This is a genomic window from Companilactobacillus miaonis, assembly GCF_036913615.1.
Lineage (GTDB): Bacteria > Bacillota > Bacilli > Lactobacillales > Lactobacillaceae > Companilactobacillus.
Window position 1 is genome coordinate 17,678 of the sequence record NZ_JAYKTX010000013.1, and the last position, 15,002, is coordinate 32,679.

General features: G+C 34.5%; 14 protein-coding genes. 3 read left to right on the forward strand and 11 right to left on the reverse strand.

Going from position 1 to position 15,002, the window contains the following annotated elements:
• Window positions 1-16 precede the first annotated feature (16 nt).
• Window positions 17-1,927 (reverse strand): fructose-bisphosphatase class III, encoded by a 1,911-nt coding sequence (locus U8521_RS10715; protein WP_334352715.1) that lies wholly within the window; start codon window positions 1,925-1,927, stop codon window positions 17-19.
• Window positions 1,928-2,063: 136 nt separating this feature from the next.
• On the opposite strand from U8521_RS10715, the gene U8521_RS10720 reads away from it, so the two are divergent.
• Window positions 2,064-2,948, forward strand: coding sequence for an aldo/keto reductase (locus tag U8521_RS10720; protein WP_334331941.1), 885 nt, complete (start codon window positions 2,064-2,066; stop codon window positions 2,946-2,948).
• 46 nt (window positions 2,949-2,994) lie between these two features.
• Here U8521_RS10720 and U8521_RS10725 read toward each other — a convergent pair whose 3' ends face one another.
• The 10 genes from U8521_RS10725 to U8521_RS10770 all read right to left on the reverse strand — a co-directional run bounded on the left by U8521_RS10725 (window position 2,995) and on the right by U8521_RS10770 (window position 12,898).
• Window positions 2,995-3,573 carry a hypothetical protein gene (locus U8521_RS10725; RefSeq protein ID WP_334352716.1) on the reverse strand — a complete coding sequence of 193 codons (579 nt, stop codon included), beginning with the start codon at window positions 3,571-3,573 and terminating at the stop codon, window positions 2,995-2,997.
• Window positions 3,574-3,591: 18 nt separating this feature from the next.
• Window positions 3,592-4,737, reverse strand: a complete 1,146-nt coding sequence (dgoD, locus tag U8521_RS10730) for a galactonate dehydratase (RefSeq protein ID WP_334352717.1) — start codon at window positions 4,735-4,737, stop codon at window positions 3,592-3,594.
• 23 nt (window positions 4,738-4,760) lie between these two features.
• Window positions 4,761-6,131, reverse strand: coding sequence for a PTS galactitol transporter subunit IIC (locus U8521_RS10735; RefSeq protein ID WP_334352718.1), 1,371 nt, complete (start codon window positions 6,129-6,131; stop codon window positions 4,761-4,763).
• Between the two features lie 20 nt (window positions 6,132-6,151).
• A complete protein-coding gene (locus tag U8521_RS10740; RefSeq protein WP_334352719.1) occupies window positions 6,152-6,445 on the reverse strand; it encodes a PTS sugar transporter subunit IIB in 294 nt (97 codons plus the stop codon).
• A gap of 16 nt (window positions 6,446-6,461) precedes the next feature.
• Complete coding sequence (locus U8521_RS10745; RefSeq protein ID WP_334352720.1) at window positions 6,462-6,938, reverse strand: PTS sugar transporter subunit IIA; 477 nt, start codon at window positions 6,936-6,938, stop codon at window positions 6,462-6,464.
• Window positions 6,935-7,573 (reverse strand): bifunctional 4-hydroxy-2-oxoglutarate aldolase/2-dehydro-3-deoxy-phosphogluconate aldolase, encoded by a 639-nt coding sequence (locus U8521_RS10750; RefSeq protein ID WP_334352721.1) that lies wholly within the window; start codon window positions 7,571-7,573, stop codon window positions 6,935-6,937. The genes U8521_RS10745 and U8521_RS10750 overlap by 4 nt, the downstream gene beginning before the upstream one ends.
• A 4-nt stretch (window positions 7,574-7,577) precedes the next feature.
• Window positions 7,578-9,605 (reverse strand): BglG family transcription antiterminator, encoded by a 2,028-nt coding sequence (locus U8521_RS10755; protein WP_334352722.1) that lies wholly within the window; start codon window positions 9,603-9,605, stop codon window positions 7,578-7,580.
• A gap of 225 nt (window positions 9,606-9,830) precedes the next feature.
• Window positions 9,831-10,622 (reverse strand): hypothetical protein, encoded by a 792-nt coding sequence (locus U8521_RS10760; RefSeq protein WP_334352723.1) that lies wholly within the window; start codon window positions 10,620-10,622, stop codon window positions 9,831-9,833.
• 109 nt (window positions 10,623-10,731) lie between these two features.
• Complete coding sequence (locus tag U8521_RS10765; RefSeq protein WP_334331943.1) at window positions 10,732-11,511, reverse strand: FAD:protein FMN transferase; 780 nt, start codon at window positions 11,509-11,511, stop codon at window positions 10,732-10,734.
• Between the two features lie 100 nt (window positions 11,512-11,611).
• Window positions 11,612-12,898 carry a nucleobase:cation symporter-2 family protein gene (locus U8521_RS10770; RefSeq protein ID WP_334331944.1) on the reverse strand — a complete coding sequence of 429 codons (1,287 nt, stop codon included), beginning with the start codon at window positions 12,896-12,898 and terminating at the stop codon, window positions 11,612-11,614.
• 128 nt (window positions 12,899-13,026) lie between these two features.
• Between U8521_RS10770 and U8521_RS10775 the strand changes: the two genes are divergently transcribed.
• Together U8521_RS10775 and greA are read left to right on the forward strand one after the other, a co-directional pair.
• Window positions 13,027-14,463 carry a C69 family dipeptidase gene (locus U8521_RS10775; protein WP_334352724.1) on the forward strand — a complete coding sequence of 479 codons (1,437 nt, stop codon included), beginning with the start codon at window positions 13,027-13,029 and terminating at the stop codon, window positions 14,461-14,463.
• A gap of 53 nt (window positions 14,464-14,516) precedes the next feature.
• Complete coding sequence (greA, locus tag U8521_RS10780; RefSeq protein WP_334352725.1) at window positions 14,517-14,990, forward strand: transcription elongation factor GreA; 474 nt, start codon at window positions 14,517-14,519, stop codon at window positions 14,988-14,990.
• Window positions 14,991-15,002: the final 12 nt, after the last annotated feature.

Sequence of the window (15,002 nt, forward strand, 5' to 3'; positions counted from 1 at the left end):
CACTCTCCAAAAAGATTTACTCCTCTACATCATCTTCTCTATTGTCTTGTAATTCCGCAACTAGATCATCAATATGCTGTTGAATCTTTTTGCCGAAGTCGGTATCGTAAACCATCTTTCGTTCATCAAATCTTTCAATTGTTTTTCGTGAAGCGGCCACGTCTTCCATTGAATTGATAGCATGATTCATCGAAATAAAAGGATTCAATTTTATCAGCTGCATATCAAAAGAATCATACAACAATGTATAGCCGCCTTCGTTTTCAGTCTTTGGACGGCCAGCATTTATCATGATCAAATTTCCCTTAGCTTTCAATGGACTCTCATTAGTCGGTGGTGTGTGTCCGATTACTATGTGACCATTTTCGGGTATTTCAAATTCATCTTTTATCTTCTTAATGAAATCTTCGTCATCACAAAATTGATAGAAGGGATTAGACTTTTCGGAGGTTAAATCGGTTCCTTGGAGAAAATAACTTTCAAACGTAGCCATTTTATTTTTTCCAAACAATGGTGAATTTTGGCCACACCACAAATACCAAATAACATCGGAATTGAAGCAATCACCCGTTGTTGGATGGTGCATCGCATCTAATAATACTTCATTAAAGTAATCAAATAATTCTTTGCCAGCATATTCATGGCCATCAATCTCCCATTTAGTGAAATCGCCTTTTTCATCGACGGGAACACACCCATGAAATAATAAATTGCCATTGTGTTTGAGGTACATTGAACCGTGGTCAGCCATAAACCACATGTGTTCGTTAAGTTTACTTGAGTGCGTGAATTGATTTATCAAGTCGATCAATACTACTTGTTCTGGGTGAGCTATTTGATAAGGGTCAGCCGGATTGATCAATTGAAAACAGCCATTGTCGATCTCATATTCTTTTCCATTCACTTCAATTAAATCCTTACCTTGGCTCAATTTATCAAGTAAGAGTCGATCTTCCATGTGAAATTCTGGACGGCGTTTGATAGCTTGACCTTCCAATTTAAATTGCATGATAGCCGCTGCCTGCTGAACACAGTTATCTGTAATTCTTTCTTCTTCAGGAATTTTGGGAGCATTCTCAAGATTCTCTTCAAAATTTGGTAACGGACGATAAAAATGTCGAGCAAATGTAATCAGTGAAGTTAAATCAATATCATATGCATCTTTCAATAGTTCTAGGTTGTGATAGCGAGCACACAAACGAAGTAAATTAGCCATACACAATTTAGAGCCTGCCATCGTTCCCATCCAGAGAATATCGTGATTCCCCCACTGAATATCAAAATTCTGCCAGTGATCAACCAAATAATTCAACACTAAATTAGGATGAGCTCCACGATCATAAATATCTCCAACAATGTGAATCCGTTCAATCGATAAACGTTGAATAGCATGACAAGTTGCGACGATAAAGTCATCAGCCATTCCCAATTTAACAATACTATTCAACATCCCTTGCGAATATTCATTTTTAGTTTTATATTTTCCATCAATCAATAACATATTCTCGATTGTCGTCCAATAATTCGGTTCAACTGACTTTTTTACGAGATTCTTGGGATACTTGTTAGTCGCATATCGCAGTATTTCAATTAGGTGATTGAAAGAGTCCATATACCACTGATCTAATTCTTGCCGATTAGTGATTTTGAACTTCATTCCACGAATAACTTGTGAAGGGTAATAAATTAAACATGATAATTTCTTCTGATTCAGTGTCGTTAAGCGGCCTTCAAATAGATCTTCAACCTTGCGGCTAATATTACCAGCACCGCTACGCATAATGTGTGAGAAGCGGCCAAAATCACCGTGAACGTCACTGATAAATGTTTCCGTTCCTTTCGGTAATTCTAATTCCGCTGACAAATTGATAATTTCTGTTTGTAACTCACTCTTACTCAAAAATTTTTCTTTAAACTTATCTTCCAAGACTCTTCCCCCAAAAATTATGGTCTCACTTATATGATAGCGCATTCAATTTGAACTATACCAAACGAAAAGTAATATTCCAAGTATGAAAATTGTATTTGAGTTAAAATTATAGTTATAGGAGGTCAGAATAAATATGAATTTAAAATTGGATTCTACTGTAACTTTGAATAACGGCGTAAAAATGCCTCAACTAGGAATGGGTGTTTGGAAGGTTAATAATTCCGGTGCTTCCCAAGCTGTACAATGGGCATTGAAACACGGCTATAAAGCTATTGATACTGCTAAACAATATGGTAACGAAGCCGGGGTCGGTGAAGGATTACAAAAAGGTTTCGCAGATAATGGTCTCAAACGTGAAGATATCTTTTTAACAACAAAGATTTTCAATGGTGACCAAGGCTATCAATCAACACTCGACAACTTCGAAGGTCAATTGAAGAGATTACAAACAGACTATGTAGATCTACTCTTGATTCACTGGCCAGTTAATGGAACATATCTTGATACATGGCGTGCACTAGAAAAGATTTATCAAGAAGGTAAAGCTCGTGCCATCGGTGTTTCAAACTTCGATATTACTAGATTGAAAGATATTTTAAAGAATTGTTCAGTTAAACCTGCTGTCAATCAGATGGAATATCACCCACTCTGTCAAGAAGGTGACATCAAGAACTTCTGTGATGAAAACAATATTCATCTTGAAGCATGGTCTCCACTTGGCGGTGGTACTGTTCTAGGTGACAGTAGATTGAAGAAAATCGCTGACAAGTACAATAAGTCAGTTGCCCAAGTTATCTTACGCTGGGATCTTCAAAATGGTGTCATCACAATTCCTAAGTCAGTTCATGAAGAAAGAATCGTTCAAAACGCTGACGTTTATGACTTTGAATTGAGCGACGCTGACATGAAAGAAATCGACGGTTTTGATCAAGACAAGAGAAGTCTTTGGTATGGTGGTTTCTATTGGAGTGGTAATCCTGATGGATACAAGGATGAAGTTGAACAATGGGACGACTAAATCATTAATATAAAAAAAGGTGTTGAAAAAATTTCAACACCTTTTTTTATTTCTTTTTAACAATTGGCTTAACAAATTTATTTCGTTGAGGTCGATTTCGAATCATTTCTAGTTGTTTAGCTCTCAAATCCTCTTGCTTTTTATTTCTAATTGCTAATTTACGATCAAACTCTTCACCTGATAATACTTTCACTTTCTTAGATACATGCTTTTTAATAAATTTATTAATCAATTCTACATTATCATCAAAGATTAAAGAATAACTACCACCTTTTTTTGAACCAAAGGTCACCATCGTGCCATTCTTAATTCCTTCAACAACAATTTGATCATATCTATCATAGGTAGAAGCATTTGAAATAGAACCATAAGTAATAACCTTATTATCACTTAAACCTTGATTTATAAATGCAACACTAGCAAATAATACAGCTATCATTATCAATTTAAAATTGACTACTGGTGATTCAGTCCAGAAAAGAGTTACGATTGCAATTGCAGCTACAAAGGCAATAATATATTTAATTTTTGAAGATCTAGCCTTAATCTTTATAGTTCTTTGTTGTTGAAATTCAAAAATTAATAAAGAACCAAGAAGAAAAACAATTATCAGTGATTCAGCCATCAACCTTACCTCCATTCATTACCATTCAGCAATTGTTCCATCATAATTCTTCCATGATGGATTACTCCAAACTAGTCCTTGTTGAGCAACATCTTTAATCATATCCTCATCCATTTCAATTCCCAAACCTGGTTTAGTTGGCAATTGAACATATGAGTCTTTATATTGGAAAATTTCCTTATTTTTAACAAAGTCCAACAAATCAAACCCTTGGTTATAATGAATACCTAAACTTTGTTCCTGGATGAAGACATTTGGTGTACATGCATCCACTTGTAATGTGGCTGCCAATGATACAGGTCCGTATGGTGCATGAGGTGCACAGGCCATATCAAATGATTCAGCTTCAGCTGCAATCTTACGAGTCTCTAGGATACCACCACATAGAGCAACATCAGGTTGAACAATGTCAACTGCACCTTGTCTAAATAAGTTCTTGAAGCCCCAACGAGTGTATAGTCTTTCACCTGTTGCTAAAGGAATTGAAACTTCTCTAGCAATATCATCAAATGAATCCCAATTTTCTGGCAAAACGACTTCTTCTAAGAACATTGGATGATATGGTTCCAATGCTTTAGCCAACACTTTTGCCATTGGTCTATGTACACGTCCATGGAAATCAATCCCTATTTCCAAATCATCACCGACTTCATCGCGGATTGAAGCAACACGATCAACAACCGCTTGGATTTTTTTATATGAGTCAACATAATGTAATTCAGATGTAGCGTTCATTTTAATTGCTGTGAATCCTTTATCAACTCTAGCACGTGCTTGTTCTGCTACATCACTAGGACGGTCGCCCCCAATCCAAGAATAAACTCTAATTTTATCTCTAGCTGCTCCACCTAGTAGTTCATATACAGGAACATTCAAAGCTTTACCTTTGATATCCCACAAAGCCATTTCAATACCAGAAATGATTGTTCCATTGATTGGACCACCTCTAAAGAATGAGCGATGTAATTCTTGCCACAAACGTTCAATCTCAAATGGGTTTCTGCCAATTATTTTCTTACCCATTTCTTCAGCTCCGGCTACAACTGTTTCTGTTTTTGTTCCAGAAATCATTTCACCCCAGCCAGTAATACCTTCATCGGTTAAAATTTTAATAAAAATCCAACGTGGTTTTACTTTATAAACTTTAATATCAGAAATTTTCAAAACTTATTACTCCCTTTTAAAAATTAATTTGTTTGTGCATCACTAATTTCCATATTCTTATTAACGTGTTTAATTCCATCAAAGAAGTACCAGATTCCAGCAAAGGCCAGAATTAAAACGGGTACGGAAATAAGTGGATGCCAAGTAAATGCAAAGTAAACAATGAAACTTTGAATCATTGATGTTGCGGCAAATGAACTAATAAATAATGAATTTGCTCCCAATTTAATACCAACGGATTTAGCAATTGATGTTAATACTGGTGCAGTCGCTGATCCACACCATAGAAGTGAAGCCGTAACGACAAGTCCAATAATAATATTTTTAATTAAATTACCATTTGTTAAGGCTACAACCAATGCAACTCTAAATGGAACGACAGCTAAATCTGCAAATGGTAGAACTGAATTTCCTGGTAAAATTAATGCCATAGCAATTGTTAATGGAATAATAATCAAAGCTGTTGTAATAACATCTTGGTTACCAACAACAACAGCAGCATCCAAACCAATAAATAGCTTTCTACCCTTAAATCTCTTCTGAGACCATGTTTGTGCTGCTTCAGAAATTGGCATTAAACCTTCCATGAATAGTGATGTCATTTTTGGAATCAAAACCAATACAGCTGACATTGACACACCTAATTGCATAACTTTCATTAAACTGTAACCAGCTAAACCACCGATTGCCATACCAATGATTAGTCCCATGATCATTGAATCACCGAAAAATCCTAAATATTTTTGAGCATCCTTAATTGAAAATTTATTCTTTCTCATAAAAGGAATACGGTCTAACAGCCAATTTAATGGCCATGCAATAACTAGTGATGACAAAGCTGAAACTGTTGGTAAAGACACTCCAGGGATACCAAAGAATGACTCAACTACTGGTTGTGACCAATCAGCTAACTTGAAGGTAATTAGAGCCATCAACAATGATGAACCTATTCCTAACCAAATATTTTTAGTAACGAAATAGACCATTACACCTACGATTGCCATATGATGATAATTCCAAATATCAACATCTAGCGTATGTGTCTTCTTTAAAACTAATAAAACAATATTTACTAACAAAATACCAAAAATCAAAATTGCAATGATTGGAGATGCCCAAGTAACAGCGGCAATAGAACCCCAACCTACATCCAAAGCAGTTAAATGAACACCAGTTCTATCTACCATTGCTTTGGCAGCTGGTCCAATATTTGTTGTCATGAAATCAAGAATTAACTTAATACCGGCAAATCCAATACCAAGTGTTAAACCTGATTTAAATGATCTCGTAATCTTCAATCCAAATATAAGACCAATAATTGTGATAATCACGGGCAATAGAACTGTAGGTCCAGCATCTATTAACCAATTAAAGACATCCATTATTACATGCATGTGAATTCACCCCTGTTTTTTTAACCTTCTTTTTCTTTAACTAATTCATAAATCTCCTCAAATGTCTTATCAGCACCAATACCTGTTAGGATTGGCATTCCTTTGACATAAGGAACTCCTTTAGTTTGTCCATCGAATTCACCTGTTGTTACTAGTAAATCAAATCCTTCAACTTTTCCTGGTACTTCCATTAATTTTGTTTGAGTAGTTTCAACTGGTAATCCTTTATCCTCCATATAACTTCTAATCTTTGATGCTACAACTGTTGAAGTTGCAATTCCGTTTCCACAAGCTACTAAAATATGTGCTGTCATAATAAAAATCCTCCAATTAATTTAAAATTCCTAATAATGATGGTTCTATCAATTTCATAAGTTCTTCCTGTGAATTGACTTTTAAAAGTTCTTTTCGTAAATCCTCATCTTGAATAATTCCAACAACTCGCTGCAACATTTCAACCTGACCATGTGGTTCACCTATTGCAAGCATAATTACAATTTGAATTGGTATAGTTTTTTTAACATCTTCCATATCATGAAAATCAACTGGCTTTTTTAATGTTGCAACTGCCACTGTTGTCTCATTTACTTTTGTATAATCTGCATGTGGAATAGCAACTGCAGGCTCTGTTGAAGGCAAACCTGTTGGATATTCTTTTTCACGGCTTCTAATAGCCTCTATATAATCCTTTTTTACATAGCCATTCTCATAAAGACGCGTTGCCAATTGTAAAATTGTATCGTCACAACTGTCCGACTTCAAATGCGGGACAAATAAATTCTTATCTAGTTTTAAATCTACTTTCAAACCAATGCCCCTCTTTCTTTGAAATCTTTTACAAATGTAGCCAATGATTTTGATAAACCTTTAATGTCTTTATTTTGAATATCTTCCTTTTTGAAAAGCTTTGATCCCATTCCTAAATAATCGCAACCATTGTCCAAAAATTCCCCAGCATTTTGAATAGATACTCCACCAACTGCCATTAAAGGTAGCTTTCCAAGTGGTGCTTGAATTGCTTTAAAATAATCTGGTTTTACTGTAGATGCAGGAAATACCTTTACAATATCGGCACCATTGTTAAAGAGTCTGGTTACCTCAGTTGGTGTCATAGCAGCTGGTACAGTAATAACACCTTTATCATGAGCATAATCAATCATTTCTTTTGTAAATTCTTGAGGTCCTAATAAGAATTTTGCTCCTGCATCAATTGCTTCCTTTTCTTCATCAATATTCATTACGGTCCCTGCACCAATAAGATATTTATTACCAAAACGGTTATAGCCATTCTTAATAATATCTATACAATGGTCAGTATTCATTGTTACTTCAATTCCAAAATCTTTTTCAAATCCATCCATAGCTTCCATTATTGCCATAGCTTGATCTGTTGTATAACCACGCATAATGATTGTAAATTTAGGATAATCTTCTACTTTCATATTATTAATCTCCTATTTCCTCTTTAATTTCTTTAATGATTGCTTCATTTGAATTAGAATTGATAATTCTCTTCATCACTTTTTCATTCGAAGCCAAATTGGCTAATTGTTCTACTGCTTTGAAATGAGCTGTAGTATCACTTATAGCGAGTGGAGCAATAATATGAATTTCATCATTATTAGGAAACTTTATTGGTTCTCTAGATATAAGAAATCCAAAGCCATTGTTCTTAACTCCCATGTCAGGAGTCGTATGTGGTATTGCCATATTCTTACCAAAATAACTGTAATTATTTTTTGAAGAACAATTTTTTTTAATTTGCTTTAAGAATTTTGTATTTACCACTTTATTTTCAATCAATGGTTCAGTTGCAAGCTCAAGAGCTTGTATCCAAGTCATTTTTTTATTTATTATTTTTATATATTTGGGATTGATGTAATCTAAAAGAGTTGGCATATCTCGTTTTTCTTGTCGAGTATCTACTTTTCCACTCAATAAAAAGAGTTGCAATTCTTTTCTAAGTTTTTCACTATTATCAATATCCGCATGTCGATCAATAATAGTCATTAATCCACTTAACATCTCATCCGTATTACCAAAGCCGATATCTCTTAAAACTCTATGTCTTAAGTTCAACGATTCGTCCAATGTCATTATCGGATGAATAATATACTGCTTTGATTTTGTTTGTAGAGGAACGGTTGTAAAAACTATGTCGAAGTCATTTTTATACTTTTGAAATTCTCTAACTGATGAGGCAGAAACAAAACTTATTTCAGGTAACATTTCTCTCAATTTTTTAAACATCAATCTAGAAACAATAACACCGTTTCCACAAACAACTGCTGCTCTTTTCTTTTCATCTGGTTTCCAATTTTCTAATTCCGAACCAAAATAAAAAGATAATAATTCTATTTCATCTTCCGGTAATTTAGATCCAATTTCTTTTTCTAATGGCTTAACAATTTGTCTAACTGTATCTATAAACATCTGATGATTATTAACATTATTTACTACTTGCTTAATGCCGGATTGCTTTAAATGTAGTCCATATCTAACACGGAGAATCATTGGTTGTGTGTGTGCAACAAGCCTACGCTCAAAATCCGCTTTATTCTTTATGTTTACATACGTCAAGGATTCAAATTGTTGAACCATCTCATCAACAACTTTTAGTAAATCATTATCATGAAATTTAATATTTCCTTCCACTGTATTTGCAGAAATGAATAATATTAAAATCCATTTATAATCATCTTTGTTAGCAATCCATTGATCTGGAATCAACTTAGAAATAAAATCATATTCTTTTGTATCTTCTATATCCGCTTTAAAATAAGATTTAGACGATACCTGTTCTGAACAACTTCTGGAAATTAAAATTACTAACGAATAAACGAGCTGATTGAATGATTGATCTGAGTAAGTAATACCTAAAAATTCTTCTATTTTATGTGTGTAATGTATAACTGATCCTACTGAAACATTAGCTATTTCAACAATTAGTTCCATACCATCTTCAAATTGAAGTGTTGTAGCAACTGATTCATTTATCAACTGTTTTATTCTTAATTCAGGTCCCGTTATACGATAACCATTTTTTCTTGAGTACTTTAAATTTAAGCCAAAATCTTGAACAAACTGTTTAACGTTTTTTAAATCAGAAATAGCAGTTGTTTTACTGATTGCCAAGTATTCATAAATATGTACCAGAGAAATATCTTCTTTGCTCGTCAGTAAATATAAGATTATCAAGTACATTCTCTGATCTTCGTTAAAATATCTATTTCTTTCCGGAACGTTCTGCAATTGACTCAATAGATATTCTTTTGATCCCTCAGGAACAAAAATCTGACCAGAATTTGACCTTGAAATACTTGGCAAACCATCCAAATCCAATTCATCATTTATTTTTTTTAATGAATATGATAATTGTCTTGGAGTTAAATTTAGCTTACGTTCTAAATCAAAACTCTTATCAATTTTAAATTGAATAATTTGTTTTAAAATAGTGACTTCTCTGTCGTCCAATATTTCACCTCCGCTCTACATTTACAGGATAAGACATAATCGACCGTTTTGGAATGCGCTTTCATTTCAACTTTTGTCTGACAAATTCAATTCCAATTGTCAAAATTTAACTGTATGTTAGTAAAAAAATGATCAAAAATGCCTCCAAAACTCGCTATTATCATATTTTATGACAAAAAAATAGTCTTCCAAATCCATTAGATTTGAAAGACTACTTTTATATATTTATGCCTTCACTTGTTTATTATCAATAATACTTCCAAAGTTAAAGTTCAATAGCTGATCATTCTTCTCCGCCACGATTCCTGTCAAATTGTAGTGCTCAATAAAGGTTTTAAACATCTCAGTATCTGAAGATGTGGCCACCAGTGACCAAATTGCTGCTTCAACTAAGCTACTTCGAATTACTGTTGCTTGTTTAATATCACTTTGCGTACGTTTCAAGGCATTGCCAACAAAATTGCTAGCTTCGGATGTTGAAATAGCACCGTTTTTCAAGTAATAAATTGCTATTGAATTATCATCTGAATCGATGGTGATAGTCCAGTTAAAGTCAATGTCTTGTTTGGTCGCAAATTTCTTTGAGTCACTGCCTTCCAAGTAAACTCCGACTATTTCAGGATTCTTTAATAGTGGTTTCAATTCTTGATTGAATGCTTGTTCAATCGCCCAGTTAATTACAATAACCTTAGGATCGAACTTTCCTGCAAAGTAAGGACTATAAATACCGTTGGTCATTTGCTCCGATAGCATAGCGGCGTTATAAACCGCTTTAAAATCTGCTGAATTAGCTAATGGTCGCTGATTTCCTCTTTGAAACTGGGATACTAACGAGTCATAGCGAAAAGCTGAAAATTCACGATCAATTTTGGCCAAATGAGCATTGATTCTTTCAGTTGTAATTTTAAGAAGTTCCATAACGGCAATACTATTAGAAATTGTTGCTAATTTAATTAAAAAGTTTGTATTCATTTGATTGATTTTATTCGTTTTAATAAAGTATTTTTGGTTTTTCATAATTGATACCTCTGTTTCTTTTACTTTATAAAACAAAGTATAGAGAAAAATCTTGAATTATTTATGATGAAAAAGCGAATAAACTCGTATAGTTATAACGGCGTTATGTCTATTTTTTCACTGCTATCTTATTTGAGATGCCATCTCTAAAATTGATTAAGCCTTCATTTTTATCAACTAACATCCCTGTTAAATGGTATTTTGTTACAAATTCAGGAAATTTATTTGTCCCCGCTGAAATGCCAGCATTTGACCAAATATTAGCATCTAATGCATTATTATTAACAATCGTCACTTGTTCAACGTTGCTCTTCTCACTTCTCAAACTCCGCATACTTTTAGATGTTGAAACAGAACCATTTTGTAAGAAATATGTTGCTAATAAATTATCTTCATTATTTGGATTTTTGATTTCAACTCGCCAACGAAAATCGATGTCAGGTCGACTTGCTAACCGAACGTCTTCACCGCAACGTAATGACACACCATCGATTCCATTAACTTTTAACAATCCCAATAGATATTTATTGAAAAGATTATCAATCATCCAACCGTCCAATAAACCAACTGGGTCATATTTGCCATTGTAATAGGAACTAAAGTAATGTTGAGTCATTTGTTCTGCAGTGATTGTTTGTTCATAGACTTCTCGAAAGGCTTTTGAAATCATCAAAGGCCCTTCTTCTCCATCTTGAAATCTTGCTAATAGTGAATCCTTATTTTCTAAAGAAAACATGCCCGCATATTCACTAATTTTTTTAGTCATTTCATCTACCGCTTGATCAACGGCATTTTGTTCAATCGTTGAGTTTTTGGGAGTAGCCAATTTCATTTCAAATGGTTCATCAAATTTATTTAAAGTTACGTTTAAGTATTTATATTCAGTCATATTATCACTCCTTGCATAAAAAAATACGTATGCTTATCTAATTATCGATAAGTATACGTACCAAATGTGATAAAAATATGACCAAAGTTTGTGAAAAAAATTAAGCCTTATTATGATTTAAAAGAAGATTCAAAATAATTGCTGAAAAACTTCCGACTACTAAACCATTGTTTAAAATAGTTTGTAACGTTGATGGCAAGAATTGTAACAATGTAGGTTGAACCGTAACACCAAGGCCTAAGCCGATAGACACAGCCATAATCATAATGTTGTTATTATTCATTTCGACCTTTGACAACATTTTAATACCTTCAATACCAACAGTACCAAACATGATCAACATGGCACCACCTAAAACAGCGTTGGGAATTAATTCTGCAACTGCTCCAACCTTAGGGATTAAGCCCAGTATGATCAGTAGGAATGCTGAGAAATACACAGGTTTATTCTTCTTGATTCCCGACAATTGAACGACCGCTACGTTCTGTGAAAAAGTCGAATATGGGAATGTATTGAAGATTCCACCTAAAATAGCAGCTAAACCTTCTGAAGCATATCCACGTTGTAAATCATTTTCATCTAGTTTACGTTCTGTCAATTCTGACAAAGCATAATACACACCAGTAGATTCAATCATGCAAGTCAAAGCAGCCAAAAGCATAACGATGATCGATGACCATTCAAATTTTGGTGTAGCAAAGTAAAAAGGTTTTGGAATTTGGAACCAATGAGCAGCGCCAACACTGGAAAATCCAATCTGTCCCATACCGATTCCTAACAAATATCCAGCGACGATTCCAATCAATACAGCAATCTGTTGAATGAAGCCACGACCCCAAATACTAACAACAATAATAATTAGAGCCGTTGTAAAACCTAAAATCAAGTTGGTAAAATTACCAAAATCTTTAGCAGAGGCATCGCCACCACCAATATTTTGGAACGCTACCGGTATCAAAGTAAAACCAATCAAAGTAATCAATGAGCCAGTTACTACTGGTGGAAAGAATCTCTTTAGTTTGGCAAATACTTTTGAAATTAACATGATAAAAATACCAGCTACGATAATAGCGCCATACATATAGGCTATACCAAAGTGGTGTCCAATATTTTGTAACGGCGTTACATACTCAACAGCTGAGCCTAAAACTACTGGTAAACCAATACCAGTAAGCGGTGTACGCTTGATCTGGAGCAGTGTGGCAACCCCACACATAAAAATGTCGACTGAGATCAAGTAAGTCATTTCCTTAGCGTTAAAGCCCAAAGATGTACCAATCAAAATTGGTATTAGTATATCTCCTGAGTACATGGCTAATAAATGTTGAAACCCTAAAAGTAAATTCTTTAAAAAAGAATCACCCTTTTCGTTCATTTTGAGATCCATTATTGCCCCTCCTATATTTAGAAAATTATAGCATGTTTTCAGAAAGTTATTAATGGTGAAGTTTGGATTAATTACTAGTCCATCTATGATAAAATGAAGTCAATATACAATAGGAGGAATTCTAAGAGATGAAGAAAAATCATTTGGATGACGCTTGTACTACTATTTTAGTTGGTAAAAACGCCAGTATAGACGGATCAACAATGATTGCCAGAAATGATGATACATTTTTTGCGGTCGCTCCACACAGTTTTGTACTCAACCCTGCTGTTAAAGGTGAAAAAGGCCGTAAGGTTAAATCATGGTTGAACGGTTTTGAATCAGAAGTACCCGAAAATGGCTACAAATGGCCTGCAGTTCCAAACGTTGATTATAAGAAGTTTGGTTACTACGACGAAAGTGGTATCAACGGAGCTAATGTTGCCATGTCAGCTACTGAAAGTACTTATGGTAACGAACGTGCTTTGGCTTTTGATCCATTAGTAAAAGATGGTATGGACGAAGACGTTATCGTTCGTATGGTTCTTCCTTATGTTGATTCAGCTAAGGGTGCTGTAGAACGTACCGGTGAACTTATTAAGAAGTTTGGTTCACCTGCTGGTAATTCTGTTCTATTTAGTGACAAAGATGACGTTTGGTACATGGAAATCGTTACTGGACATCACTGGGTAGCTCAAAGAATCCCTGATGACAGTTACGCTGTATGTGCTAACCGTGTATCAATTCAACAAGTCGACTTTAACAAGCCTGATGAATTCATGTGGTCCGAGGGAATCCAAGAATTCGTTGAAGAAAATCATTTGAATACTGACAAGACTGGCTGGAACTTCAGACATATCTTCGGTACTGATAATTTAAAGGATCGTCATTACAACACACCACGTGTTTGGTTCGGTCAAAAATACTTCAATCCTGAAATAAAACAAGATCCAGAAGATGGTGAATTACCATTCATCATGAAAACTGATCACAAGATTTCTGTCGATGACATCGAGTATGTTTTAGGTTCACACTATAATGAAACACCATTCGATCCATTTAGCCCATACGCTGATGATGATGACAAGCACCGTTACCGTCCAATTGGCTTGAACAGAACACAAAATTCACACGTACTACAAATTAGAAATGATGTTCCTGAAGAATACGCTGCTATCATGTGGCTATGTATCGGTTACCCAACATTTACACCATACATCCCATTCTACACAAACATGAACGAAACAGATCCGTCATATAACGACGCTTCACTCAAGTTCAACTTCAAAGATGCTTACTGGATGTACAAAGCATTGTCCGTCTTAGTTGAATCAAACTACACAGAATTTATCCAAGATGACATCGACTTCTTAACAGATGCTCGTCAAACATTCCGTGCTTACGTTGCCGAGACTGACAAATTGGCTAAGAACTATTCTGGCGATGAATTAACAGAATTCTTAACGAATAGAAATCAAAAGATCGTTAAAGAAATGCAAGAAAAGACTCATGAATTCTTCGGTGAACTTTATACTAAAGGGATCAATCTTTCAAAACTTACATTTAATATGGATGCAAATCTATAAAAAAAATACGGTGTCCTAAGCGGGACGCCTATTTTTTTTGGAGGGAACTTAATATGGAACCTTATTTTAACAAAATGACTCCAGCTGGATATAAAGAAATTGAAGCAGAGATTAAGCATTTAAAAGAAATCCGTCCTGAAAAAATTAAAATACTTGCTGCAGCGGCTGCCTTAGGTGACCGTTCGGAAAATACTGAATACTCAACTGCAAAACGTGATTTAGGGCATTTGAACGGTCGCTTGCACTATTTAGAAAAGCAATTACAATACGCGGACGTTGTTAAGCCCTCAAATAGCAACAAATTAGATATCGGGAAATTCGTCACACTTGAATTCTTAGACGATCATAGTCGCGTGACTTACCAATTAGTTGGTAAACAAGAGGCTAATTTGACTAAAAATAAGATTTCCTTTGACTCACCGATTGGTAAAGCTGTGGATGGTAAAAAAATCAATGATGTCGTTTCAGTCAGCGCTCCGGCAGGTTCATATCAAGTCAAAATTGTTAAAATTAGTCTTGAGAAATGAACTAATTGTAGT